At 28.2% G+C, this 26,551-nt stretch carries 20 protein-coding genes; 17 read left to right on the forward strand and 3 right to left on the reverse strand.

Annotated features, from left to right (window positions below):
* Window positions 1-55 precede the first annotated feature (55 nt).
* Both AVBRAN_RS08020 and AVBRAN_RS08025 read left to right on the forward strand, forming a co-directional pair.
* On the forward strand, window positions 56-1,195 hold the full coding sequence (locus tag AVBRAN_RS08020; protein WP_214120245.1) for a HAMP domain-containing sensor histidine kinase: 1,140 nt from the start codon (window positions 56-58) through the stop codon (window positions 1,193-1,195).
* Window positions 1,196-1,205: 10 nt separating this feature from the next.
* Window positions 1,206-2,663 carry a Ppx/GppA phosphatase family protein gene (locus AVBRAN_RS08025; protein ID WP_214149695.1) on the forward strand — a complete coding sequence of 486 codons (1,458 nt, stop codon included), beginning with the start codon at window positions 1,206-1,208 and terminating at the stop codon, window positions 2,661-2,663.
* Between the two features lie 11 nt (window positions 2,664-2,674).
* On the opposite strand, the gene AVBRAN_RS08030 is transcribed toward AVBRAN_RS08025, so the two are convergent.
* The gene (locus AVBRAN_RS08030) at window positions 2,675-3,553 is read right to left on the reverse strand and encodes an L-lactate dehydrogenase (protein ID WP_239803000.1); all 879 of its coding nucleotides are present in this window, start codon (window positions 3,551-3,553) and stop codon (window positions 2,675-2,677) included.
* Window positions 3,550-4,749, reverse strand: a complete 1,200-nt coding sequence (gene metK / locus AVBRAN_RS08035) for a methionine adenosyltransferase (protein ID WP_214117391.1) — start codon at window positions 4,747-4,749, stop codon at window positions 3,550-3,552. Before metK ends, AVBRAN_RS08030 begins: the two co-directional genes overlap by 4 nt.
* Before the next feature lie 100 nt (window positions 4,750-4,849).
* Here metK and sstT point away from each other — a divergent pair, with 100 nt between their 5' ends.
* From sstT to AVBRAN_RS08050, 3 genes are read left to right on the forward strand one after another with little or no spacing between them, the layout of a single operon-like run.
* Window positions 4,850-6,079, forward strand: a complete 1,230-nt coding sequence (gene sstT / locus AVBRAN_RS08040) for a serine/threonine transporter SstT (RefSeq protein ID WP_214149693.1) — start codon at window positions 4,850-4,852, stop codon at window positions 6,077-6,079.
* 1 nt (window position 6,080) lies between these two features.
* Window positions 6,081-7,778, forward strand: coding sequence for a M3 family oligoendopeptidase (locus AVBRAN_RS08045; RefSeq protein ID WP_239803001.1), 1,698 nt, complete (start codon window positions 6,081-6,083; stop codon window positions 7,776-7,778).
* On the forward strand, window positions 7,775-9,787 hold the full coding sequence (locus AVBRAN_RS08050; RefSeq protein WP_239803002.1) for an ATP-dependent helicase: 2,013 nt from the start codon (window positions 7,775-7,777) through the stop codon (window positions 9,785-9,787). Before AVBRAN_RS08045 ends, AVBRAN_RS08050 begins: the two co-directional genes overlap by 4 nt.
* Window positions 9,788-9,811: 24 nt before the next feature.
* Here the strand turns inward: AVBRAN_RS08050 and AVBRAN_RS08055 are convergent, their stop codons facing one another.
* On the reverse strand, window positions 9,812-11,011 hold the full coding sequence (locus tag AVBRAN_RS08055; RefSeq protein ID WP_214117395.1) for a tRNA guanosine(34) transglycosylase Tgt: 1,200 nt from the start codon (window positions 11,009-11,011) through the stop codon (window positions 9,812-9,814).
* Window positions 11,012-11,041: 30 nt separating this feature from the next.
* Here AVBRAN_RS08055 and AVBRAN_RS08060 point away from each other — a divergent pair, with 30 nt between their 5' ends.
* The 12 genes from AVBRAN_RS08060 (at window position 11,042) to flhB (ending at window position 26,491) form a co-directional block, all read left to right on the forward strand.
* Window positions 11,042-12,421, forward strand: a complete 1,380-nt coding sequence (locus AVBRAN_RS08060; protein ID WP_214117396.1) for a TrkA C-terminal domain-containing protein — start codon at window positions 11,042-11,044, stop codon at window positions 12,419-12,421.
* A 146-nt stretch (window positions 12,422-12,567) separates the two neighbouring features.
* Window positions 12,568-13,929 (forward strand): NADP-specific glutamate dehydrogenase, encoded by a 1,362-nt coding sequence (gene gdhA / locus AVBRAN_RS08065; RefSeq protein WP_214117397.1) that lies wholly within the window; start codon window positions 12,568-12,570, stop codon window positions 13,927-13,929.
* 96 nt (window positions 13,930-14,025) lie between these two features.
* A complete protein-coding gene (gene bamA / locus AVBRAN_RS08070) occupies window positions 14,026-16,293 on the forward strand; it encodes an outer membrane protein assembly factor BamA (RefSeq protein ID WP_239803003.1) in 2,268 nt (755 codons plus the stop codon).
* Between the two features lie 9 nt (window positions 16,294-16,302).
* Window positions 16,303-17,136: an acetyl-CoA carboxylase, carboxyltransferase subunit beta gene (accD, locus tag AVBRAN_RS08075; RefSeq protein WP_214117399.1), complete on the forward strand. Its 834-nt coding sequence runs from the start codon at window positions 16,303-16,305 to the stop codon at window positions 17,134-17,136.
* Window positions 17,133-17,585, forward strand: coding sequence for a 23S rRNA (pseudouridine(1915)-N(3))-methyltransferase RlmH (locus tag AVBRAN_RS08080; RefSeq protein WP_214117400.1), 453 nt, complete (start codon window positions 17,133-17,135; stop codon window positions 17,583-17,585). The genes accD and AVBRAN_RS08080 overlap by 4 nt, the downstream gene beginning before the upstream one ends.
* A gap of 9 nt (window positions 17,586-17,594) precedes the next feature.
* Window positions 17,595-18,605, forward strand: coding sequence for a hypothetical protein (locus AVBRAN_RS08085; RefSeq protein ID WP_239803004.1), 1,011 nt, complete (start codon window positions 17,595-17,597; stop codon window positions 18,603-18,605).
* Window positions 18,583-19,518: a tRNA-dihydrouridine synthase gene (locus AVBRAN_RS08090; protein WP_214117402.1), complete on the forward strand. Its 936-nt coding sequence runs from the start codon at window positions 18,583-18,585 to the stop codon at window positions 19,516-19,518. Before AVBRAN_RS08085 ends, AVBRAN_RS08090 begins: the two co-directional genes overlap by 23 nt.
* Complete coding sequence (locus AVBRAN_RS08095) at window positions 19,502-21,688, forward strand: endonuclease MutS2 (protein WP_239803005.1); 2,187 nt, start codon at window positions 19,502-19,504, stop codon at window positions 21,686-21,688. Before AVBRAN_RS08090 ends, AVBRAN_RS08095 begins: the two co-directional genes overlap by 17 nt.
* A 92-nt stretch (window positions 21,689-21,780) precedes the next feature.
* Window positions 21,781-23,499: a GGDEF domain-containing phosphodiesterase gene (locus AVBRAN_RS08100; protein WP_239803006.1), complete on the forward strand. Its 1,719-nt coding sequence runs from the start codon at window positions 21,781-21,783 to the stop codon at window positions 23,497-23,499.
* Window positions 23,492-24,616: a succinyl-diaminopimelate desuccinylase gene (dapE, locus tag AVBRAN_RS08105; protein WP_239803007.1), complete on the forward strand. Its 1,125-nt coding sequence runs from the start codon at window positions 23,492-23,494 to the stop codon at window positions 24,614-24,616. Before AVBRAN_RS08100 ends, dapE begins: the two co-directional genes overlap by 8 nt.
* Window positions 24,606-25,436, forward strand: coding sequence for a carboxylating nicotinate-nucleotide diphosphorylase (gene nadC / locus AVBRAN_RS08110; protein WP_239803008.1), 831 nt, complete (start codon window positions 24,606-24,608; stop codon window positions 25,434-25,436). Before dapE ends, nadC begins: the two co-directional genes overlap by 11 nt.
* Window positions 25,436-26,491, forward strand: a complete 1,056-nt coding sequence (gene flhB / locus AVBRAN_RS08115; RefSeq protein ID WP_214117411.1) for a flagellar biosynthesis protein FlhB — start codon at window positions 25,436-25,438, stop codon at window positions 26,489-26,491. Before nadC ends, flhB begins: the two co-directional genes overlap by 1 nt.
* Window positions 26,492-26,551: the final 60 nt, after the last annotated feature.

Here is a 26,551-nt window from a genome sequence, read left to right on the forward strand (position 1 = left end):
GGTGCTAGTTGTTATTTTTTCAGTTCTGTCGTATCAAATTCTAAAAATTAATATAATGCAAAATGAATTTGATAATTTAATCAAAAATGCTATTAGTATTATTGAAGTGAATAATAGTTCAAACTTTATTATTTTTAAAGACTATAAAATAATTCATTTAGATAAAAAAACTATGAAACCAAACTTTCAAATAATCAATGAAAATGATAAAAAAGTCTTGATTTTAACATATCCTTACAATGAATTTGGGGATTATATAATATTAAAAAAAGATATAAGTCAATCAATTAAAATTCTTGATACTATTTTTATATCTTTATTTTTAATAATTATTATTGCTATTAGTTTAATTATTTTTTATTCATTATTTTTATCAAGAATATTATCAATGCACCTAAAAGAATTAAGCGTTAAAGTTAGTAGGTTTGATGATAACTTTACAAATAGATTAGATTATAAAAACTATCCATTAGAGTTTAAAGAAATCATAAGTAGTATTAATCACTTAATTACTAGAATTCAAAACTATAATATGTCTCAAAAAGAACTATTTATAGGAATTGCTCACGAATTAAAAACTCCTTTAGCAGTTATAAAAGCTAAAAACGATGTAACGCTAATTAAATCAAGAGATAGTGAATATTATATTCAAACCATTAAAAACTCTAATGATAGCATAGATAATATCAATAAAATCATAAATGAAATTCTTAAAATTGGCAGATTAGAAGGTGCGCAATTTGAAGAGCCAAATGAAATAGACTTAATTGATTTTATTAGACAAGAAAGCAAAAATTTTAGCCTATTAGGCTCAAAAACAGGACAAAAAATAGAACTTAATCTAAACCCAAATGAATTAAAGATAAAAATACAAAAAACCTTATTCTCACAAATTTTACAAAATTTTATTCAAAACGCATTTAAATTTTCTCAACCAAATACAACAATAACAATTACAACTTTCATCAATAATATGACTTTTTATCTATATGTAGATGATATGGGTTGTGGAATTAGTGAAGATAAAGATTATTTTGCACCATTTAAAAGATTTGGAGATAAAGAAGGCGTTGGATTAGGACTTTATTTATCAAAATCAGCTGCAACCGCACTAAAAGCTGAAGTATCATTAGAAAATAGAAAAGATATGCAAGGAACAAGGGCTATTTTTTCTATGAAAATCAAAAAAAATTAAGAGAAGAAATATGGCAAAAAAAACTGCAATTATTGATTTAGGTTCAAACGGAATTAGAATGGCAATATATGAAAAAACTTCAAGATATGGTTTTTATATATTAAACGAACAAAAAGTTAAATTTCGTTTGGCACAAGGTGCTTATGAACAAGATAATGTATTGGTAGAAAAACAAATCAAAAAAGCTTACGAAATAATAAAATATTTTAAAACTCAAGCACTTAATTTTAAGTGTAATAAAATATTTTGCATAGGAACATCAGCTCTAAGAGATGCAAAAAATAAAGCTGATTTAATTAACCTATTAAAAAAAGATTTAAAACTCAATATCAAAACTTTAAGTGGAATGGAAGAAGCATATTTAAGTGGTTTTGGAGCTATTAATTTACTACCTAAATTAGATGAAAAATCAATTTGTTTAGATATTGGTGGTGGTAGTGCTGAATTGTGTTTGTGTGAAAATACAAAAGTAGTTAAAACTTTCTCGCTTGACCTTGGAACGGTGAGATTAAAAGACTTATTTAAAGACAAATTTAATAAATTAGAAAAATATATAGATAATTATTTAGAGCAAATCCCTGATGATTTTAAAGCTTCTATCTTAATTACAATAGGTGGCTCATTAAGAGCTATTAGTAATGCTATTATGGAAAAAAATAATTATCCTTTAAGTCAGGTTCATGCTTTTTCTTATCAAGTAGATGAAGAAAGTGAATTTATAGAAAAAATTATAAATTGCAAAAATTCAGAACTTAGCTCGCTAGGAATTAAAAAAGAAAGACACGATACCATTAAAATGGGTGCTTTAGTCTTTTATAAAATAATTAAAAAATTAAAAATTAAGCAAATAATTACAAGTGGTGCTGGAGTTAGAGAAGGAATATTTTTAAAAGACTTATTTAAACACCACAAAGGATTTCCAGCCAATTTTAATCCGAGCTTAAAAAGTCTTGAAGATAGACTAATTAAATACAAATCAGGCTCACTGGTTAGTAATGTTACAAGATTATTTAATACTTTAAATGAAATTCATTATGTTGATAAAAAATATCTAAAACACTTAACTTATGCAGCAAAACTCATTGAAACAGGTTTATTGCTTAGTTATTATTCAAACCATAAACATAGTGCTTATTGTGTTTTAAGTGGTCTAAATTTTTGTATAAAACACGAAGATAAAGCACTAATAGCAACTATAATAGAACAACACGGCAAAAAAATAAATTATGAGAATTTAAAATTAAAAAAATTATTGCCAGATGAAAATACCATATCTTGGCTTAATTTTATTCTAGCATTTTGTAATGCTTTAAATAAGGCTAAAGAAAACGAAATTTGTGATTTTTCTTATAAAAATAAAACTTTATATATAACAAAAAATACAAATAATTTCATTATGCAAGAAGCTATTAAAAAGATTAGCAAGCCAAAAAGTTTTAATGTATATATAAACAATGAAGAGATTTAACTCTTCACTAATTATTTAATAGAATTAATAGTCTTTAAAATATAATTTTTTGAGATTTCAAGTTTTTCTTTTTCATCTTTATTTAAGTCTAATTCAAGAACTTTTTTAATACCACCCTTACCCACTACAACCAATCTTGAATAAGCTAAATTATCTTGAGTAAAACTAATAGGTGTGATTAAATTCTCATCATCTTTAATAGCTTTAATAATTCTTGCAATTACACTTCCTATTCCAAATTCTGTTTTACCTTTTACTTTAAAAATTTCTCCACCCTTAAAGCGAACTCTGTTTTCAATCTCATCTAAATTAAGGTTAAACTCATTAATATTTTTACCGCCCACAAAGGCATTGCTCTTATAAAAAAACTGCGTATCTCCATGCTCTGCTAGCATAAAAGCATTTATATTTTTATAAGAAATTCCTAATTTATTAGCAATTTCAATCTTAAGCCTTGCACTATCAAGCGTTGTGCCTGTGCCAATTACTTTAAAAGCATCTAAGCCGCTTAATTTTTGAGCGTAATAAACAATGCTATCATTTGGATTTGTAGCTATTAAATATATACCATTAAAGCCCTTTAAGGCATTAATAATTTCTTTTAAAGGTTCATAATTAGCCTTAAGTTCAAGCGTTCTATCAGGCTCGATACAAGTTGTATATGCTAAGACAATAAGGTCACATTTTACTAATTCTTCTATCTTGCTAACAGCAAAAATTTTAGAATTTGAATTGGTATTTTCAAGACTATCTTCTAAATCAATCTTACTTGCGTTTGCTAAGCCATCTTTAATATCGTATAAATAAAGCTCGTTTGCTATATTTTGACTACTTAGCATAAAACTTGCAGCCGAACCAACGGCTCCAAGTCCAATAATTCCTATTTTCATTTTAATAAACTCTTAAATAATTCAACGCTATCAAGCTGCTCCCAAGGATAACTTGCAACTCCAACTTGCCCGTAAGTCGCAACATCAGCATAAGAAAATCCAGCTTTACTAGGCTCATCTAATCTAAATTTTTCTTTAATCCATCTAGGAGTTAATGCAAAATTTCTTTCAACAAATGCACTTAAAATATTATCATCAACACTTGCATTTGTCCCCATACAATCAACATTTACGCTAATTGGTTTTGCAATTCCTATTGCATAGCTAATTTGCACTATACATTTTTTAGCTAAGCCACTTGCAACTATATTTTTTGCTACATATCTAGCTGCATAAAGCCCACTTCTATCAACTTTTGTGTAATCTTTTGAGCTTTGTGCACCTCCTCCTATTGGGCTATATCCACCAAAACTATCTACTATTAATTTCCTTCCCGTTAAGCCACTATCGTGAAGGCTTGAGTGATTTACATATCTTCCTGTTGGATTAATATAAATAATGCAATCATCTTTATTAAATAGCTCTTTTGGTAAGCCTGAATTACAAATTAAATTCATAATTTTTGAGCGAACTTCATCAAGACTTAGGCTACTTACGCTTGGAGCTGAAACTACTATTGTATGGATTTTTTTAGGCTTACAATTTTCATAATTTTCCTTGCTCTCATAGTCAATTGTAACTTGAGTTTTAATATCAACTCCAAATTCATGTGGATTATTTAGAGCATATTCATATACTTTATTACAAATCATTCTCGCATAAAAAATCGCAGCAGGCATAAATTCAGGTGCTTCGCTACTTGCAAAGCCAAACATCATACCTTGATCACCCGCTCCCATTTCTCCATCACTTTTATCAACGCCTTGATTAATATCATTACTTTGCTCGTTTAATAACACTTGCACTTTAACATCACTTGGGTGTAAGCATTCAGCCTTGCTAAAATGAGAATTTTCTTTATAACCTATTTTAATTAAAGCGTTTTTAACTACTTCTTCATATTCACTTTCACTAACCTTTAAATTAGATTTAATCTCTCCACCAATTATTACATTCTTTCCAGCGACAAAAACCTCACTAGCAACGCGAGCATTTTTATCATAATTTATATGCAAATCAACAATGCTATCAGCAATGATATCAGCACATTTATCAGGGTGTCCTGCACTTACTACTTCACTTGTAAATAAATACATTTATTATCCTTTAATAATTAAATTTTGCCTAATTTTAGCCTTTATAGTTAATGTTTTGTAAGATAGATTTGCTATATTTTTGCCTTTTTAAGGAGATATTATGAGCGTCTTAAGTTCAATGATTAAAAGATATAAAAGTACTAATTTAATTATAAAAATTATGATTGGTATTGTTGTAGGTGTTTTTGTTGGAATTTGTATTCCTAGTTTTACTGATTATACTTCTTTATTAGGAGATTTTTTTATAGGTGCTCTAAAAGCAATTGCTCCGATATTAGTATTTATTTTAGTTCTTAGTGCAATCTCTACTAGAGAATATGGAAATGGAACTAAAAAAATAAAACAAGTAATAATTTTATATTTAATAGGAACTTTCCTAGCTTCTGTTTGTGGTGTTGTTGCTAGCTTTTTATTTCCTACAAAACTTATATTAGAAATACCAAATAATATTGATTTAACCCCGCCAAGTAGTGTTGCTATGGTATTTAAAGATTTATTATTTAAAATGATAGAAAATCCAGTAAGTGCATTAGCTAATGGAAATTATATTGGAATTTTAACTTGGGCTATAGCTGCTGGAATTGCACTTAAAACTTGCTCAAAAGAAGTAAAAAAAGTATTTATAGATATTAATGAAGGCACTATTAAAATTGTTGCTTTCATAGTTCGTCTAGCTCCTATTGGTATTTTTGGTCTAGTAAGCACAAGTGTTGCTAAAACTGGTGTAGAAACTTTAGCTGATTATGTTTTATTACTATTAGTATTAGTTGGGACTATGCTATTTGTAACATTTATAATCAATCCATTAATAGTATTTGTAGTTACTAAGAAAAATCCTTATCCATTAGTTTGGGTTTGTATAAAACACTCTGCAATTTATGCGTTTTTTACAAGAAGTTCAGCTGCAAATATTCCTGTAAATATGGCACTATGTTCAAAAATTAATGTTGATAAAGAATTATATGGAGTATCAATTCCACTAGGTGCTACAATTAATATGGCTGGAGCTGCTGTTACTATTTCTGTTTTAGCACTTGCTGCAGTTCATACATTAGGACTTAATATTACTTTTACAAACGCTATACTACTTAGCTTTTTAGCTGCATTTGCTGCTTGTGGAGCTAGTGGGGTTGCTGGTGGCTCACTTTTACTTGTTCCTTTAGCGTGTTCGTTATTTGGGATAAATGATGATATTGCTATGCAAGTAGTTGGGGTTGGCTTTATAATTGGAGTTATTCAAGATAGCGTTGAGACTGCTTTAAATAGCTCTACTGATGTGCTATTTTCTGCAATTTGTTCTGATACTAAAATAGATTTAAGTAGGGTATAAAATGGAATGGAATTTAAGCATAATTTATAAAAATAAAGAAGAATTGTATAAAATTTTAAAAGATTTAGAAAATCAAGCAAACGATTTTGCTTTAAAATACGAAAATAATTTAAAAAATGAAAAAGAATTTGAAAATATCATTTCAAAATTAGAAAGCATTTATAATGAGTTAAGCCGTGCCGGAGCTTATGCGTATTTACATTTTGCAAAAGATAGTGCAAATGGAGCGTTTTTACAAGAAATAAGCACAATTTGCACTAATATTGAAAGTAAATTGGTGTTTTTTGAAATTGAGTTTTGCGAATTAGAAAACGCACAAGAAATTGCAAATAATTGTAAAAAATATTCATATATGCTAAATAATTGGCTAAAAGCTAAAAAATATCAATTAAGCAAAAGCAACGAGCAAGTATTTATGAAAATGAATATAAATGGTAAAGAAGCATTTTCAAGATTATTTGATGAATACTTAAGTAATATTACCTTTAAACTTGACTTAAAAAAAATCAGCGAAGAAGAACTATTAAGCAAACTTTATAGCCCTGATAGAGCTTTAAGAAAAAGAGCAGCCGATGCACTTACAAAAGGACTTAAGAAAAATATAAAAACTCTATGCTTTATTTTTAATATGATTAAAAATAATCACTTAAGTGAATGCGAGCTAAGGGGCTATGAAAATCCTATGCAAGCAAGGAATTTGAGTAATCAAATTGAAGATGAAAGTGTAAAAAGCCTAATAAAAGCAGCCGAAAATAATTATCATTTAGTAGAAAATTATTACAATAAAAAGCGTGAAATTCTAGGTCTTAAAGAATTAAAAGACTATGATAGATACGCTCCACTTTATGATGATATTAGCAATGATTGGGATTTTGAGAAATCTTGTAAAGTTGTAAAAGATACTTTTAATAAATTTAGCCCAAAATTTGCTGAACTTATGCAAAAAGCACTTGATAATAAAGCTCTTGATGTATACCCTGCTAAAAATAAGCGTAGTGGAGCATTTAGCTATGGCATCAATCCTCAACCATTTGTAATGCTAAATCATACAAATAATAGAAGAGATTTATTCACTTTAGCACACGAATTAGGGCATTTAATCCATCAAAGTCTAGCAGGAGAAAATCTAGGGTATTTTAATGCAAATACTCCGCTAACTACAGCTGAAACTGCTAGTGTTTTTGCTGAAATGCTAGTTTATGACGCTATTAAAGATACGCTTAGTCCTAAGGATAAAAAAGCACTTTTAGCAAGTAAAATTGAAGATATATTCGCAACATTTTTTAGACAAATTAATTTTACAAATTACGAAATCGCTCTACATAATCACGAAGGCGAATTAAGTGTTGATGAGTTTTGCGACTTATGGCTAGCTGAAGGGCAAAAAATGTTTGGTAGTAGCGTAAAATTACGCAAAAAATACAAATATTGGTTTAGCTATATCCCACATTTTATCCATTCGCCGTTTTACTGCTACGCGTATTCTTACGCACAATTATTAGTTTTAGCATTATTTGGGCTTTATAAGAGTGGAAAATGTGCTAATTTCGTAGAGCTTTATACAGAATTTTTAGCAAGTGGTGGAAGTCGCTCTCCGGCTGAATTGGTAGGACTTTTTGGACTTGATTTAAATAGTGATGAGTTTTGGCAATTAGGAATTAATGAAATTGCTAAAATGGTTAAGGAATTTTGCGAATGAATTATTTAGATAGACTAAATCCTGCTCAAAAACAAGCCGCTACATTTGTAGATGGAAGTTTATTAATCTTAGCTGGTGCTGGAACTGGCAAAACCCAAACAATGATTAGCAGATTAGTCTATTTAATAAGTGAAGTTGGAATTAGCCCTGAATCAATTTTAAGCCTTACATTTACAAATAAAGCCGCAGCTTCAATGAAAGAAAGAGCTATAAAAATGCTAAATGAAATAGGCTATAGTAATAATTTACCAATTTTAAGCACATTTCATAGCTTTGGAATGGAGTTTTTAAGTGAATATATAGAATTATTAGATGGAAGAAGAAGGAAAAATTATAGACTAATTGATACTGATGATAAAAAGGCTATGATTAAAGAATTTGTTTTAGAAAAAATTAGAAAAACTGATATAAATTTTTTAAGTAAGGATAAAAAAGATAAAGAAATCTTAAAAGATGAAAAAGAGTTTTTAAGAAATAAAACCAACGAAGCTATGGCTTATATAGATAGGGTTAAAAATACCTTAGAATTTGAATTAGAAAATGAAAATCACGAAATATATTTAGATTATGAAAAAGCTTTAGAATACAATAATTTAATAGATTTTGATGATTTAATAATTCTGCCACACGATATTTTAAAAAACAATCCAACAACAGCTACAAAAATTAGCAATCAATATTCATACATAATGGTAGATGAGTATCAAGATACTAATTTAGCTCAATTAAAATTATTAAAATTATTATGTAAAGCCCATCAAAATATCGTTGTAGTTGGAGATGATGATCAAAGTATTTACTCATTTCGCCACGCAAGAATACAAAATATATTAGGATTTTCTGATGATTTTCAAGACGCAAAAATCATTAAATTAGAAGAAAATTATAGAAGCACAAAAACCATATTAAATCACGCAAATAGCTTAATAGCAAACAATAAAACAAGATATGGAAAAGAGCTATTTACAAATAATGAATTTGATATAGATATTACTAAATTAGAAAATTATTATGAAGTAATTTACGAGATTAAAAGTCTTATAGAAAAAGGTGTCAAGCACAATGAAATCTGTGTTTTATATAGAATGAATATGAGCGGAAATTTCATTGAACCTAGATTAATTAGTGAGAATATACCTTATAAAGTTATTGGTTCTGTTCCGTTTTTTGAAAGAGCGGAAATTAAATTACTCATAAATTATCTAAGACTTTATGTGGATTTTAACGATAACTTGGCCTTTAAAAAAATCATCAATATGCCTAAAAGAAAATTTGGTGAAAAAGCCTTAGAAAAATTAGAGAATTTATCTAAAAAACCATCTTTATTTGAAAGTTTAAAAGATAATTTAGATAGTTTTAAAAATATTGAAATTAAAGAATTTATAGAGCTTTATACTACAACTCAAGATAAATTCGCTTTATTTTTAAATAAATTAGCTTCTCTTGAAGTTCATAATTTATTTGATAATCCAAAATCAAGAGCTGAAAACTGCTCGGTATTTTTTGATATTATCAAAAGAGAATGCGGCTTTAATGCTGATATTGCTAAGCTTACTAATTTTTTAAATAAAATCATCTTACAAGAGCAAATAATAAAAGAAAATAATAACGCAATTAATCTTATGACTATTCACGCTAGTAAAGGATTAGAATTTGAATATGTATTTTTAATTGATTGTGATGGTGGCAAAATGCCTTGCACTTTTATGGGTATTTTTGATATTGAAGAAGAGCGAAGATTAGCTTATGTAGCGATGACAAGGGCAAAACATAAATTCTATTTACAATATGATTATACAAATCCAAGTATTTTTGTAAATGAAATTATGTATAAAAATACTAGCAATACTACTATAAATAATTCTACTAATGAATTTAAAGTAGGAAATGCAGTAAATCATAAATTATTTGGTAGTGGAAAAATACTTGCCATTGAAGGCAATTTAATTAGCGTAAATTTTCAAGGAAAAATTAGAAAGCTCAATAAAGACTTTCTAAGTTTAGCTTAAATAATATTAGTATTTAAACTAATATTATTTATAAATCTCTTTAAAATTCTTATAAAAATTAGCAAAAGTTTTATTAGCTATATTTTCTCTAATCTCACTCATTAAATTTAAATAATAATGCAAATTATGAAGACTTGCTAAGCGAAAAAATGTAATCTCTCCAGCTTTAAACAAATGATGAACATAAGCACGGCTGTAATTTCTACAAGTATAACAAGAGCAGTTTTTATCAATTGGCTCATTATCATCTTTCATAAAACTAGCCTTTATATTTATTTTGCCAAAACTTGTAAATAATGTGCCATTTCTAGCATTTCTAGTAGGCATAACACAATCAAACATATCAACCCCACGAGCGACATTTTCTACCAAATCAAGCGGAGTTCCAACCCCCATTAAATATCTTGGGCGATTTTGTGGCATTTGTGGGGCTAGTTTTTCTACCGTTTCATACATTAATTCATTTGGCTCTCCAACGCTTAACCCACCAATTGCAAGTCCATCAAAATAATATTCATTTTCAGCATCTAAAATACCTTTTAAACACTCACTTCTTAGCGTATGATTAGTCCCACCTTGAACGATAGCAAAGATATTTTGCTCTCTTTTTAATTCATTTGTATAAAGCTTTTTAAACTCGCTTTTATAAAGCTCTTTTGAGTATTTTTGAAGCAAGGTAATTTCATCTGTATTTTGAAATTCTTTTTTCATCTCAAGCGAGAGTTTAGCCCAATAAATAGTGCGTTTAAGACTTGCTTTAATTCTTTCTTCACTAGCAGGTAAAGCACATAAATCATCTAAAACCATACAAATATCACTATTTAATAAATACTCCGTTTTTAAAACACTTGCAGGTGTAAAATGATGTAAGCTCCCATCAATGTGGCTTTTAAAGGTAATTCCATCATCACTATGTTTTGTATTTTTACTTAGTGAAAAAGCTTGAAATCCACCACTATCAGTTAGAAAGCTTCCATTAAATTTAGTAAAATTATGTAGCCCGCCGTGTCTAGCTATCAAATCAGCACCTGGTCTTAAATAAGTATGATAAGTATTTGCTAGGATTATTTTTGCTCCTAGTCCTTGCATATCAGTTGCATCTAGGGCTTTTACGCAGCCTTGAGTTCCTACTGGCATAAAACAAGGAGTATTAAATTCCCCGTGAGCTGTGCTTACTTTACCAAGCCTAGCATTATTATCTGTTGAATATAAATCAAATTTCATTATAATTTTCCTTTATAAAATGGAGTTGTTATGAAAAAAATATTAGTTTTAGCTAAGGTTTGTGTTGCAAATCACTTCTTAAAAGAACTTGCAAAGTTTAAGGATAGCACAAAAGAATATATAATCGTTTGCCAAGATGATATTAATTTTAAGCATAGTTTTACTCATATTAAAATTGACCCTACAAATGCTGCAAGACTTAAAAATTATGTAAATAATAATCTTGAACTTGTATATTTATTATTTGATAATGATTTAGATACAAGGCTTGCTTATGATGCTATAAGATTTATTGATAAAAGAGTAAGAATTGTAGTATTATCAAACAATAAAGAATACGAAAATGATAGCTTTTGCACCCTTATTAATCAAGAAGAAATGACTACAAATCATTTAATAGATATTTTGCCAAATATGCCAATGATAGCAAGAGATATTGGTCTTGGAATTGGCGAGATTATGCAAGTATTTGTTCCTGTTGGCTCAATTTATGCAAACAAACATATAAATGCAATTGCGCAAGAATTTTATAAAATCGCATTAATTTATAGAGATAATGAAATAATTTTACCAAAACCTGACACTCAAATTCTAGCAAATGATGAGCTAGTTTTAGTAGGTGATCCAAATATTTTAAATCTAATGTTTTCAAGGATTAAAGGTCAGGTAGGACAATTTCCTAGCCCTTATGGAGATAGTATTTGCGTTGTAATTGATATGAAAATTGATGAAAATATAGACAATTTAATCAATACAGCACTTTTATTACACGCTAAATCTAATAGTTCAAGACTAATTTTTTATGTAGTAAATCCTACAATAAATAAAGACCTAGAAAAATTAAAGAAATTAAAAAGAAAGACAATAATAGTCCATATTAAATATGAAGATATATCGGTAAATAATGTAGTTTTAGAGTTTTGTAATATGTATTCTGGACTATTTATTACAAGTAAAGAAATTTTTAAAAAAAATATAGCAACTTTTTATGATAGTTCTATGCCTGTTTTAAAAATAGGAACAATAGATTTTGCAAAGCTAAATACTATAGCTTGCATAGGTTCAGGCTCTCTTAGAGTGGAGAATTTAACATCTACTTTATTAGATATTTCTTTAATACTTAATTTAAATGCAAAAATGATGTATTTTGATAATGCAAATCCTGTAAGTGATGATTTGATAGAACATATAAATATGCAATCACAATTTTTTAATAAGAATTTAGAATTAGTAGAATACAAAAGCAAAAACCCATTATTAGAGTTAAAATTTAATCCATACATAATACATTGTTTAGGATTTGAAAAGCATATAATCAAAACGAATACTTTAAAATATTTATCTAATGATTTTTCAAAACTTTACGAAATACTAGATGATAATTATCAATTATTCATACCAATAGTTTAAAACTTCTAGGAATTTAAATCATTTTAAATTCCTAAAAATTAATCACAAATTTTTATTAATTTTTTTCATACATTTTTCTTCAAAAATTTTTATCATAAATTTAATTTTTTTTGTATAATATTTTTTTATTTTTTAAAGGAGAAAAAATGAGTGCAAAATCTTATGTAAATGAAACACTTGAATTAATCAAAACTTATTCATCTAGACAACCTATATTCTTACAATGTGCAACTGAAGTTTTAAAATCAGTTACACCATTACTAGAAAGCAACAAGCAATACGAACAACACGCAGTATTACAAAGACTAGTAATGCCAGAAAGAACAATTATTTTTAGAGTTGTATATATTGATGATAGCGGTAAAGCTCAAACACATTTTGGCTACAGAGTTCAATTTTCTAGTGCTCTTGGACCTTATAAAGGTGGTTTAAGATTTCACCCTACAGTAAATCTTGACATTTTAAAATTCTTAGCATTTGAGCAAATCTTTAAAAACTCTTTAACAGGACTTTATATAGGCGGCGGTAAAGGTGGGGCTAATTTTGACCCTAAAGGCAAAAGCGATGCTGAAATAATGAGATTTTGCCAAGCATTTATGAGCGAACTTAGCAAACACATAGGCTATTCAACCGATGTTCCTGCTGGAGATATTGGTGTTGGTGCTAGAGAGCTTGGATATATGTTTGGAGCTTATAAAAAAATTACTTCTAAATTTGATGGAACTTTAACAGGTAAAAAAATTAGCTGGGGTGGTTCATTAGTTAGAAAAGAAGCTACAGGATATGGAACGGTTTATTTCTCAAAAGAATTGCTAAAAGAAAAAGGCGAAGGCTTTGAAGGAAAAACTTGCGTAGTTTCAGGTAGTGGAAATGTGGCTATTTATACTATTGAAAAACTTTATGAATACGGAGCAAAAGTTGTTGCAGTAAGCGATAGCGATGGCTATGTTTATGATAAAGATGGAATTGACTTAGACCTTTTAAAAGAAATTAAAGAAAACTTAAGACTTCGTGTAAGTGATTATGCTAACCGCAAAAAAGGTGCAGTTTTTGTATCTAAAGTAAATTATGAAAAAGGAACAAACGGAATTTGGAGTATTCCTTGTGATTATGCTTTCCCTTGTGCAACACAAAACGAACTTAGCTTAATAGATGCGAAAAACTTATATAAAAATGGCTGTAAATTAATCGCTGAAGGTGCTAATATGCCTTGCACACTTGATGCACAAAAATTTATTTTAGAAAACAAAATATATTATGCACCAGCAAAAGCAGCAAATGCTGGTGGTGTAGCTACAAGTGCGCTTGAAATGCAACAAAATGCAAATATGACTTCTTGGACATTTAACGAAGTTGATGAAAAATTACATAAGATTATGAAAGATATTTACGCTAGAACTGCAAATACTGCTAAAGAATTTGGATTTGAACACAATTTATTAGCAGGAGCAAATATTGCAGGCTTTAAAAAAGTTGCAGATGCTATGATAGACCAAGGCTATATTTAAGCCGAAAAGCCCTATTTTTAGGGCTTTTTTTACAAACTTAATATTAACTTTCTTTTATTATTATTCTTTCTTCAAAATCAAAAAATCAGGTTAAATATGAAAAAAATTATATATGTAAGTGCTATTAGTTCTTTGATTTATGCAAATACAATAAGTGATATTGAATTTAAAGGTTTATATCACTTGTCAAAAGAACAAGCCTTAAAGGCTGTGGATTTAAAAATTAATGATGAAGTTAATATATATAAGATAAATGATGCGGTTAAAAACCTTTTTTCTTATGGATATTTTGATGATATTTATGTTGATGAAAATAATGGAAAGCTAATATTTAATGTTGTAGAAAAACAATTCATTGCAAAAGTAAATATCAAAGGAACTTCAAGTAATGATAAAAAGCAAATAGAATCGTTTTTAAGTATTAAAAAAGGCGAAGCTTATAATGATAGAAAAATAGAAGAAGCAAAAGAAAAAATAATTCTATACTACCAATCTCGTGGATTTTATGATAGTGTAGTTGAAGTTGATACTCAAGAGCTTGAAAATAATGCTGTTGTATTAAATTTCAACATAAATAGAGGCGAAATCATAACAATTAAAAAAGTTAATTTAATAGGTGCTAAAAAATTAGACTATAGTGATTTTGACCCTGTAATAGCAAATAAAGAAAAAGAACTATTAGGTTGGTTTTGGGGATTTAATGATGGTAAATTATACTCAACCGAACTACCAAACGACCCTGCTAGAATTAAAGATGAATATATGAAAAAAGGCTATCTTGATGCTAATGTATCAAATCCTTATTTAGAAGCTAATATGCAAACTTACAAAGCAGAATTAACCTATTATATAAGCGAAGGTAAACGCTATAAAATAGAAGAAATCACAATAGAAAACCCACTAGAAAATGAAGTGAAATTTAACTTAAGTGATTTAAGAAGCAAAAAAGGAAAATATATTAATTCAGAAAAAATTCGTTCTGATATAGAATTAATTAAAACCAAATTCCAAGATAAAGGATATGCTTTAGCAGAGGTTTATCCTGATATTGCTAAAAATGATGCTGATGGAGTTGTAAGAATTTATTTTAGAGTTAATCTAGGAAATAAATACAATATTGGTAAAGTAATAATTAAAGGCAATGATAAATCTTTAGATAAAGTAGTAAGAAGAGAATTATTCTTAACCGAAGGAATGCAATTTAACAAAACAGATTTAAATGATAGCATTATAGCACTTAGAAAAACCGGTTATTTTGAAGAAGTAAATATCACTCCAAAACCAAGCTTTACGGGAGATATTGATTTATTAGTAGATGTAAAAGAAAAATCAACAGGCTCAATTACTGGTGGTATTGGTTATAGCACATCTGATGGATTCTTAATTAACGCATCTGTTAGCGATAGGAATATCTTAGGTAGCGGAATGTATGGTGGGATTAATTTAGAAAAATCAGATAAAGATGTAACTGGTAAAATATTTTTAAATAATCCTAGGATATTTGATTCTAAATACTCAACAGGCTTTGATATATATAGCTACAAAAGAGATTGGGATACTTACGAAGAATACAATAATGGTTTAGAACTTAGCATTGGTAGAGAATTAGCTAGATTTTGGGGAATTGGAGCTATTTATAATTACGAGCAAAGTGATTTAAGAAAAGCAACTATTGAAATGATTGCAAGTGGTGAAAAATTAGGCAAATCAAGAAAATCAGCTATAACTCCATATTTATATTTTGATAATACTGATGATTTTTACTTACCAAGAAGTGGTATTTATAGTAGAGCAGCATTTACTTATGCAGGGCTTGGGGGAGACCAAAAATATAAAAAATTTGCCTTTGATTTTAAATATTATAAAGGTTTAAAAGAAGATTTTGACACCGATTTAATTTTTAGATTTAGAACATCATTTAATAAATTATTTAATTATAAAGATACACCAATTAACTCAAGATTATATCTTGGTGGTTTAAGAAGTGTTAGGGGATATGAAAGTGATAGCATAACTCCAAGGGGTATTGGATATTATGATATAAATACTCATACTAAAGTAGATAAATTAGGAAACGGAGTTATTGCTTATCCTTACGATAAAGGTGGAGCGATTTCACTTAATTCTAGTGTAGAAATCAATTTCCCATTAATTAATAAATTAAAACTTCGTGGTTCAATTTTTTATGATTATGGTATGATAGGCGAAAAAAAATTAAATGAGATTAAAAGACAAAGTGCAGGAATTAGTCTTGATTGGAGCACACCAATGGGACCATTAGTGTTTGTATTCTCAAAACCTATTGATAAAAAATCAGGGGATAAAACAAATACATTTGAATTTAGCATAGGAAGTCAATTTTAGGAGATAAGAATGAGTTTTGCAGATATTTTTAAAATTAGAAGAACACAATCAAAGCCAAATGAAGCACCAAATCACTGGGTAAAATGTGATAATTGTCATGCTTTAATGTATTATAAAGAAGTTGCAAGTTGCTTTAATGTATGCCCTAAGTGTGGCTTACATATGAAAATAAGCCCTAATGAAAGAATAGAAATGCTAGTTGATGAAGGAAGTTTTATTGAATATGATAAAACTTTAAGAGCTAATGACCCATTAAAATTCGTAGATTCAAAAAGCTATAAAAAACGCTTAAACGAAAGCGAAGAAAAAACAGGCAGAACGAGTGCGGTAATTTCAGGAGAATGCAAAATCGGTGGAATTGGCGTTCAATTATGTGTGTTTGACTTTTCTTTTATGGGTGGTTCGCTAGGAAGTGTTGAAGGCGAAAAAATCGTTCGTGCAGTTCAACGCGCTATGCAAAAAAAAGAAGGACTTATAATAATTAGTGCAAGTGGTGGTGCTAGAATGCAAGAAAGCACATATTCACTTATGCAAATGGCTAAAACATCAGCTGCATTAAAATTACTTGCTAGAGAAAGACTTCCTTACATATCAATTCTAACTAACCCTACTTTTGGTGGAGTATCAGCGTCTTTTGCTTGGCTTGGAGATATTGTAATTGCTGAACCTATGGCACAAATTGGCTTTGCTGGTGCTAGAGTTATTAAGCAAACTATAGGAGCTGATTTACCTGAAGGATTTCAAAGTGCTGAGTTTTTATTAGAGCATGGACTTATTGATTCTATTGTTCCAAGAGCTAATCAGCGTGAATTTTTAAGTGATTTTTTACGATATTTTAAATGAATATAAATATTTATTTTATTCAAAAAAAATTAGAAAAATTAAGCGAATTTGAAAATAGATTTATAAAATTAATAAATCAATTTTCAAAACTTAATCTAAATAATGTATTTTCAAAACAAATCGCAAAAGCACAAGATTTGGGCTCAAATGAAGCTAGAATAGAATATGCAAAAGCTTATATGCCTTATAAAAAAACTTTTAGTATAGCTTTAAGTGAAAGGGGCAAGAGCATTGATAGTATTGAATTTGCTAAGTTATTGCAAGATAAAAATGAGATTAATTTTTTTGTAGGTGGAGCTTTTGGATTTAATGATGAGTTTTTAAATGAATGTGATTATGTATTGAGTTTTTCAAAACTTACATTTTCACACGAAATTGCAAGGATTGTATTGTTAGAACAAATTTATAGGGGTTTTTGTATAAATTCAAATCACCCTTATCATAAGTAAAGGATTGTTATGAAAATTAGAAATTTTTTAATTTATTCTATTTTATATTTAATGTTAATTGGACTTATTATTGTTATATTTTTTAATGATTTATTTAACTCTACAAGAGTAATTAATTTAGGAATTTTCAATTTTCAAAAAACATTTGAATTTGATAGCTTTACTTGGGTTTGTATGCCACTTGTTATATATGTTATATTTGCATTACTTTATTTTTATTTTTCATTTATTTCTTTTCATTTTTCAACAAAAAGACTTATTAAAGATGGTAAAAAATTTGAAATGTTTTTAGAAGATTTAGTTTTAGATAAAAAAAATATTTACAAGTTTAAAACAAAAGAATTTCAAGACGCTAGTGAATTAGTAAAATCACTTTATTACAATCAAGCAGGAACAAGTGCTGATAAATTAAATAATGTAATAGCTATAAAAGCAATGGTTGAAAATGGAGAAATCTGTGATTTAAAACCATTTAAACTATCTAAAGACAATACAATTTATTTAAAAAACGAAGCAAATAAAGCTAAAAATGATTTAAATTACGCTTATAACTTACTAAAAAATCAAGAAGAAATTCAAGATGAAATCAGCCTAAGTGCTTACAATAATCTAATTTTAAACGGCATTTATGCAAATATTAAAACACTAAAAATTCAAAAAAGCAAAGAAGATATTAAAATCCTTTTAAATAGATTTGCTAATGATGATTTAAGTCTTAGCAATGCTGAATTAGAAGTTTTAATTTTTAATGATAATTTTGAAGAAGGCGAATATTTAGATTTTGCAAAAGAATTATTTGCAAAAATTGAGCCAAATAGCCTAAAAGCAATCTTTTTAAAACTAAAAAATGAAAAAGATAACGCATTTAGAGCGTATTTATATATACTTGCAAAACTTGCGCTATTTGATGAATTAATAGAAGAAATTTATGGTAGCGAAGCTGATTTAGAAGATTTTAAATTAATTGTATTTTTAAAAGAACAAGGTAAAACTTACGATGTTGATAAACTTATTTGCTAATTCTAAGCCATTATTTCTAGCACCGATGGCAGGTCTTAGCGATCTTGCCTTTAGAAGACTTGTTAAAAGATTTGATTGTGATGTAACAATTAGCGAAATGATTAGTTCAAACGCTCTTGTTTATGAGAGTGAAAAATCTTTAACTATGTTAGAAAAAGATAAAAGCGAAAGACCTTTCATAGCTCAAATTGCAGGCTCAAATAAAGAAATTATAAAAAAAGCAGTTGAGATTATAAATAAAGAAGAAAACATTCACGGGATTGATTTTAATTGTGGCTGTCCTGTAAATAAAGTTATTAAGCAAAATGCAGGTTCAGCACTACTTAAAGATTTAGATAATCTAAAATCACTCCTAGATATTATAAAAACCAATAATAAAGTAGGCACAACAAGTGTTAAAATAAGACTTGGTTTTAATGAGTGCGAAATAGAAAAAATAATAAATGCTTTAAACGAATTAGAGCTAGATTTTATAAGTATTCACGGAAGAACTAGAGCAGGAATGTATAGTGCTAAGGTAGATTATAATGCTATAAAACTAGCAAAATCTTTAGCAAAAACCAAAATAATTGCAAACGGCGATATATCTTATGAAAATCATCAAATGGTATTAGAACAAACCAATGCTGATGGGCTTATGATAGGAAGAAATGCTGTTGGAAATCCTTGGATTTTTTCTCAAATTAAGGGTAAATTTAATGAAATTAATAAAAGCGAAATCATACTTACACATTTTGAATTTATGTGTGATTTATACAAAGATTATGCTTGTTCGTTGTTTAGAAAACACTTGCACGAATATTCAAAAGGCTTAGCAAATGCGAGTGAATTTAGAAATGAAGTAAATAAAATTAATGAGCCTAAAATTATGCTAAATACGATAAAAGAGTTTTTTGATGCTACAAATTATTAAAAACCTTGATTTAGTTGAATATTTAGATGAATTATTTGCTTTATTTGCTAGAAATAAACCTTTATTTATTGAAGGGGATACTAATTTACACCTAGCAAGAATTAATGAATTATGCGAATATGAATTAAAAGAATTAAAAAGCGTAAAAGATTTAAGCAAAGCATTAAATCATCTTAGCAAAAAAGGCATTTTACACCTTGATGAGATAGAAGAATTTGTAAAGATTTTAAATTATTTTAAATACTTATTTCAAATTCCGTTTTCAAATTCTTTTAAAAAATACCTTGAAAAAATCATAATTCCTAATGAAATTGAAAATATATTAAAATATTTTAAAGACGATGTATTTGATGAAGAAAAAGATGAGCTTTTACAAAGTATAAAAATCAAAATCAAAGAATTAAACCAAAGCATAAATCAAAATCTAAGAAGCCTGTTAAACTCAAAATCACTTGAAAGCTATTTAATAGATACTCAAATACATTTTATATCAAATACTGAATGCTTATTGGTTAGGGGCGGATTTGCTAAAGTGCTTGATGCTAGTATTGTTGCAAGAAGTAGTGGTGGTGGATTTTATGTAGAACCTAGCAGTATTTTAAACTACAAACAAGGCATAAAAAGATTAGAAAATGAAGCCGATGCTAAAAGATTTGAATACGCAAAACAATTTAGTGAAATTTTATCTAAGCATTTATTATTTTTAAAGTTTATAAATAAAGAATTTGATTTAATAGATAGCTATATTGCAAGGGTTAATTTTGCTAAAAAGAAGGATTTAAACTTCATAACTCCAAGTAATGATGATAAAATTATCTTAAGTGAGTTTTGCCACCCCGCTTTAAATAATCCAAAACCCGTTAGCGTAGAGTTTAAAGAGCAAGTTTTATTAATAACAGGTGTAAATGCGGGTGGAAAATCAATGCTACTTAAAAGCATTTTAGCTGCTAGTTTTATGACAAAATATCTAGTTCCTATGAGAATTAATGCAAACAAATCTCACATAAGCACTTTCAAAGAATATATAAGCATTATTGAAGACCCGCAAATGGCTAAAAATGATATTTCTACTTTTGCAGGAAGAATGTTAGCATTTGCTAAAATGAATGGTAAGAAAAATTTCTTATTAGGGGTTGATGAGATTGAGCTAGGAACTGATTTTGAAGAAGCGAGTTCATTATTTTTTACCCTAATTTGTGAGCTAAAAAAACACGGAAAACTAATAATTACCACCCATCACAAACGCTTAGCAATGCTACTTGCTAAAGAAGATAAAGTAGAATTATTAGCAGCTTTATATGATATTAAAAATGAGCGTCCTAAATATGAGTTTTTAGCGGGAATTGTAGGCAAATCATACGCATACGAAACAGCTTTAAGATATGGAATAAGTGCTAGTTTGGTTGAACTTGCTAGAAAAAGCTCTAGCGAAGCTGAGCAAAATATAAATGAAATGCTAAATAAAAACTTAGAACTTGATGCAAAACTTAAAATGCTAATTGCAAACAACGAAAAAAAAGAAAATAAATTAAACAATCTCTTAGAAAGCCTAAAAGATAAAGAAAATAAATTAATTGAAGAATACAAAAAACGCAAAAATGAACTAGAAAATGAATATTTTAAAGCAATAAATGCAGCTAAAAAAACTCTTGATTTTTCTGATTTAAAAGACAAACAAAGACAAATTAATGCAGCAAATGTATTAAAGCAGCAAATAAAACCAGAAAGCGTTAAAAGAGAAGAATTTAAAATAGGAGATTTTGTAAAATACGAAAAAATTAAAGGCAAAATCATAGCTTTAAATAAAAATATAGCAACCGTGCAAACTGATATGCTACAATTAAAACTTGATATTTCAATGTTAAAAAGAAGTGGCGAAACTCCTAAATCAAATTCTAGCAAAGTAACTTATGAAAAAAGTGTAAGTAATGCTAGCACTAAATTAGATTTGCATGGATTAAGAAGCGAAGAAGCTATTGAATTATTAGATAAATTTATTTCAGACGCACTAATAATTGGATTTGATGAGATTATCGTATATCACGGCATTGGAACAGGTCGCTTAGCTTATGCTGTGAAAGAATATTTAAAAACTAATAGGAGTATAAAAAGCTTTTGTGATGCACCTGCAAATGCTGGTGGATTTGGGGCTAAAATTATAAGATTGTAGGTTGAAAAATGGAAAACAAGGATTTTAAAAAAATAAAAAATATTTTATATTTATTAATTGGTGTTTTTGTTCTACTTAATTTTTATCTTTTTATGGATTCTAGAAATTATGTTAGATTATTTACAGAAAGCTACTTACATTCATTAGTAAATAAAGAAGAATTTAAATCTTCTAAAATATTAAGCGAATTTATCGTTCAAGACAATAAAATTATCTCAAAAAATGATAATAGTCCTAAATTAAGTGAATTAGAAATTAAAGAATTAGTAAAAAATAATAGTTTTTACGAAGCTATAAAAGTAGATAAAAATCAATTTGACATAAGATATTATGAATTAATTAATGGGGCTTATTATGGCTTTAATAACCAATTTTATCTTACAAATTCTAGATTTTACCAATTTTACATACCTGTGCTTTTAAATATTTGTTTTTTTATTTTAATTTATAACTTATATAAACAAAAAAATCATATCTCAACACAATATCAAAGAAGTATTAGCACATACACTAAAAGAATAGAAAAACTTGAAATTGAAGCAAGTATAGACCCACTAACTCAACTAAAAAATAAAAGAAGCTTGGAAAAATCAATCGTTCTTATGAAAAATCCAAAATTATTATTAGTTGATATTGATGAGTTTAAAAAAATTAATGATTATTTTGACGCTAATACTGCTGATGATTTATTAAAACATATTGCCTTAATTATGAGCGATTTTGCTGATGAAAACCACTTAGAAGTCTATAAGCTTGATGGGGATTTGTTTGCACTTTTAGAAGATAGTATTGAAGATGAACAACGATATGAAGAATTAGTAACAGAGCTTATGCAAGAGCTTAAAAATAAAGATTTAACAATAGAGTATAATCACCAAATAGCTAGCATAGTTTTAACGCTTACAATGGGACTTTGTTTAGAAAATGAAAACACCCTTAAAAAAGCATTTATTGCACTAAAAAGAGCAAAAAGAGATAATAAGAATTTCGTTTGTTATTCTAAATTTATAGATGAAGAAAAAGAATATTTCCATCAACTAAGCACAGCAAAATCAATTCAAAGCGCAATAGCAAAAGATGAAATCTTACCTTTTTTCCAACCTATTTTTGATAAAGATAAAAACATTACTAAATTTGAATCTTTAGTAAGAATTGTCAAAAAAACTCCTGAAGGAACTGATGTAATAACTCCAGGTGCTTTTTTAGCAGTTTCAATTAAAATGAAACAATACGAAATTATTGAAAATTTTGTGATAGAAAAAGTTGTTCAAACTCTAGTTGAAAATCAAGACATTGTTTTATGTGTAAATCTTGGCGGAAGAGATATGATTGATAGTGCTAAAAATAATAAATTCATAAATCTTTTAAGAAGAACAGGGGTTGCTAATCGCTTAATTATTGAAGTATTAGAAGATGAAAATATTTCACAAAATGAAAAAATAAAAGACTTTTTAAAAAGAATAAAAGAATTAGGCTGCAAAATAGCAATAGATGATTTTGGTAGTGGATTTAGTAATTTTTCATATTTATTAGAATTAATGCCTGATTATATTAAAATAGATGGAAGTATTATAGAAAAAATTACAAAAGATGAAAAAAGTGAAAAAATAGTCAAAACTATAGTTTTATTCTCAAAATCTCTAGGTATTAAGACCGTTGCAGAATTTGTAAGTACAGAAGAAATATTTAAAAAATGTATCGAAGTTGGTGTAGATGAGTTTCAAGGATTTTATTTAGGAAAACCAAGTCCAACTTTTACTCAAGAAGAAATTGATTTAGACTTTTATCATTTAAAGGAAAAAAATGCTTAAAAAATTATTTATAGACCTTTTAAAAGAAGCTAGTGTTACTCCTGATGCTAAGAATTGTTATAAAATTACAAGTGAGTTTTTATCTAATTTTGATAATGAAATCCTAGCTATAAATAATACTACAAATCAAATCTTAAGCAAGGAATTTAACAAAGTTGGTTTGCATATTTGTTTTTGCGGACATATTGATGTAGTTCCTAGTGGAAATGGCTGGGAAAGTGAGCCATTTTTACCAACTATAAAAGATGATTTAATAATAGCGCGTGGCACTCAAGATATGAAAAGTGGCGTTGCAGCATTTTTATATGCAATTAAAGAATTTAGCAAAAACAATATTAAAAATATAAGAAAAATCAGCATTGTTTTAACAAGTGATGAAGAAGGCGATGGTAAAGATGGAGTTATCAAGGTTTTAGAAGAATTAGGCAAAAGAAATGATTTGCCTAATATGTGCATAGTTGCCGAGCCAACTTGCGAAAAAAACTTCGGTGATAGCATAAAAGTTGGTCGTAGGGGTAGCATTCACGCAAACATAAGAATATTAGGAACTCAAGGTCATGCAGCCTATCCATCAAAATGCAAAAATCCCGTTCATTTAGGGGCTTCATTTTTAGCTAAAATTTCAGGATTTGATTTAGATAAAGGCAATGAGTTTTTTGAGCCAAGTAAAATAGTAATTACTAATTTAAGTGCAGGAATTGGTGCATCAAATGTAACTCCTAGTGAGTTTAAAATTATGCTAAATGTTAGAAATTCTCCACTTACAAGTAAGCAAGATTTAGAAGATTTTTTAAGAGAAAATTTAAAGAATTTAGATTATGAATTAGAAATCAAACAAAGTTCAGAGCCGTTTTATACAGACGCTAATTCAATACTTGTAAAAACTCTTAAAAAAGCCTTAGAAAATCAAGGTATTTTCAATACTAGCTTAAACGCAAAAGGCGGCACTAGTGATGCTAGATTATTTGCAAAATACGGCGTTTTAGTCTGTGAATTAGGCGTGGTAAATGATAAAATCCACGCAGCAAATGAAAGTGTGCCTTTTAGTGAAGTTGTAGCTTTAAGCAATACATTTTTAGAGTTTTTAAACTTAATGGAGGCAAATAATGTTAATTAATAGCGAAATTGAACTTATTAAAAAAGAATTAAATGATGATTTAGGTAGGGGAGATTTATTCTCACAACTTGAAAATAATGAAATAATAAAAGCAAATCTTAAGGCTAAAAGTGATGGAGTTTTTGCGGGAGAGCCTTATTTTAAAGAGATTTGTAAAATGCAAAATATTGAATATGAATTATTTATAAAAGATGGACAGAGCTTTAAAAAAGGCGATATTTTAGCAAAATTTAAAACCTTAAAAACTACTTTATTAATGAGTGAGCGAACCATACTTAATTTTATTCAACACGCATCAGGGATTGCTACAAAAGTTGCTTCAATGAAAGCTTTAATAAAAGATTATAATGTAGCTTTGCTTGATACTAGAAAGACAAGACCTGGATTAAGAGTGTTTGAAAAATACGCAATTCGTTGTGGTGGTGGGCAAAATCATCGTTTAGGTTTAGATGATTGTATAATGCTAAAAGATACTCATTTGCTTGGAGTAAAGGATTTAAAATCTTTTATAAAAGAGCTAAAAAGCAAAATCCCATATTACACTCCAATTGAAATTGAGTGCGATACAATTGAACAAGTAAAGGCTGCTTTAGAAGCTAATGTAAATGCGATTTTACTTGATAATATGAGCCCTAGTGAGTGTGCTAATATAGTAAAATTAAGAGATAGTTTAGGCATTAAAGTTATCTTAGAAGCTAGTGGGGATATTAACGAAAACACCATAGTTGAATATGCTAAAAGCGGAGTTGATGTAGTAAGTTCAGGCTCAAATATTTATAAGGCTACTTGGGTTGATTTTTCTATAAGACTTGGTGAGTAATTATGGCTGATGATGCAGAAAAGACAGAAGAACCCACAGATAAAAAGATAGAAGACGCCAGAAAAGAAGGAAATGTCGCTAAAAGTCAAGATGTGGCAGCACTTATAACTCTTTGCGTTGGTTTTGGCTTTGCTTTATTTTGGGTTTATTTTCTGCACGAAAGAATTACGGCTTTATACATTTATTATCAGAGTTTAATAGGTAGCGAAATTGATAATAAATTGCTTTATAAAATAGGTATTAAAACCCTTTTAGAGCTTACATTAATGGTATTACCACTTGCTATTGCAATTGCTATTGCTGGAATTATTGCAAATGTTATGCAAATAGGCTTTAATTTTACACTCAAACCCATAATGCCTAATTTTGGCAAAATCAATCCAATCAAGGGCATTAAAAATATAATTTCAATGAAAAAGCTAATAGAATTAGTAAAAATCATTCTAAAAGTTAGCGTTATTTTCGGCATTGTTGGGTATTTTATATATAGCTTTTTGCCAGGACTTAGCCATTTAGCAATTTTGCCACTCATTAAACAAATGGAGTGGTTAAGAGATAAAATCATAATCCTTTTTGCAGCTGTTATATGCTCATTTTTAGTATTTGGAATACTTGATATTTTTATAGTTCGTTTTCAGTATTTTAAAGGACTTAGAATGAGTAAGCAAGAGATTAAAGATGAATACAAGCAAATGGAAGGAGACCCGCAAGTAAAGGCAAAAATCAGACAAATTCAAATGCAAGCAGCAAGAAATCGTATGATGCAAGATGTCCCTAATGCTGATGTGGTAATTACCAACCCAACTCATTACTCAATCGCAATTGCTTATGATAGGACAAAGCATAAAGCCCCTGTGGTATTAGCAAAAGGAGTTGATAATATCGCCTTTAAAATCCGTGAAATAGCACAAAAACACGATATTCCAATATATGAACAAAGAGAATTAGCAAGATCTCTTTATAAGATTTGTGAAGTAGGAGATGAAATCCCTGTAGAATTATATAAAGCAACGGCTGAAGTCTTAGGCGTAATTGCTAGAATGAGTAGAAGATAATTTAAATTCTTTTTAAACACAATACAAAATATAAGCACCAAAAATCTTTATAAAATCAAA

Source organism: Campylobacter sp. RM12651 (assembly GCF_022369475.1).
GTDB lineage: Bacteria > Campylobacterota > Campylobacteria > Campylobacterales > Campylobacteraceae > Campylobacter_E.

Excerpts from the sequence above, each read along its gene's own strand:
- AVBRAN_RS08090 (WP_214117402.1), top strand. The coding sequence starts at position 18,583 with ATGTTGATAAACTTATTTGCTAATTCTAAGCCATTATTTCTAGCACCG.
- accD (WP_214117399.1), top strand. The coding sequence starts at position 16,303 with ATGAGTTTTGCAGATATTTTTAAAATTAGAAGAACACAATCAAAGCCA.
- AVBRAN_RS08085 (WP_239803004.1), top strand. The coding sequence starts at position 17,595 with ATGAAAATTAGAAATTTTTTAATTTATTCTATTTTATATTTAATGTTA.
- AVBRAN_RS08030 (WP_239803000.1), bottom strand. The coding sequence starts at position 3,553 with ATGAAAATAGGAATTATTGGACTTGGAGCCGTTGGTTCGGCTGCAAGT.
- AVBRAN_RS08080 (WP_214117400.1), top strand. The coding sequence starts at position 17,133 with ATGAATATAAATATTTATTTTATTCAAAAAAAATTAGAAAAATTAAGC.
- AVBRAN_RS08100 (WP_239803006.1), top strand. The coding sequence starts at position 21,781 with ATGGATTCTAGAAATTATGTTAGATTATTTACAGAAAGCTACTTACAT.
- AVBRAN_RS08045 (WP_239803001.1), top strand. The coding sequence starts at position 6,081 with ATGGAATGGAATTTAAGCATAATTTATAAAAATAAAGAAGAATTGTAT.
- AVBRAN_RS08060 (WP_214117396.1), top strand. The coding sequence starts at position 11,042 with ATGAAAAAAATATTAGTTTTAGCTAAGGTTTGTGTTGCAAATCACTTC.
- AVBRAN_RS08050 (WP_239803002.1), top strand. The coding sequence starts at position 7,775 with ATGAATTATTTAGATAGACTAAATCCTGCTCAAAAACAAGCCGCTACA.
- nadC (WP_239803008.1), top strand. The coding sequence starts at position 24,606 with ATGTTAATTAATAGCGAAATTGAACTTATTAAAAAAGAATTAAATGAT.
- AVBRAN_RS08020 (WP_214120245.1), top strand. The coding sequence starts at position 56 with ATGCAAAATGAATTTGATAATTTAATCAAAAATGCTATTAGTATTATT.
- AVBRAN_RS08055 (WP_214117395.1), bottom strand. The coding sequence starts at position 11,011 with ATGAAATTTGATTTATATTCAACAGATAATAATGCTAGGCTTGGTAAA.
- AVBRAN_RS08025 (WP_214149695.1), top strand. The coding sequence starts at position 1,206 with ATGGCAAAAAAAACTGCAATTATTGATTTAGGTTCAAACGGAATTAGA.
- metK (WP_214117391.1), bottom strand. The coding sequence starts at position 4,749 with ATGTATTTATTTACAAGTGAAGTAGTAAGTGCAGGACACCCTGATAAA.
- bamA (WP_239803003.1), top strand. The coding sequence starts at position 14,026 with ATGAAAAAAATTATATATGTAAGTGCTATTAGTTCTTTGATTTATGCA.
- gdhA (WP_214117397.1), top strand. The coding sequence starts at position 12,568 with ATGAGTGCAAAATCTTATGTAAATGAAACACTTGAATTAATCAAAACT.
- sstT (WP_214149693.1), top strand. The coding sequence starts at position 4,850 with ATGAGCGTCTTAAGTTCAATGATTAAAAGATATAAAAGTACTAATTTA.
- dapE (WP_239803007.1), top strand. The coding sequence starts at position 23,492 with ATGCTTAAAAAATTATTTATAGACCTTTTAAAAGAAGCTAGTGTTACT.
- AVBRAN_RS08095 (WP_239803005.1), top strand. The coding sequence starts at position 19,502 with ATGCTACAAATTATTAAAAACCTTGATTTAGTTGAATATTTAGATGAA.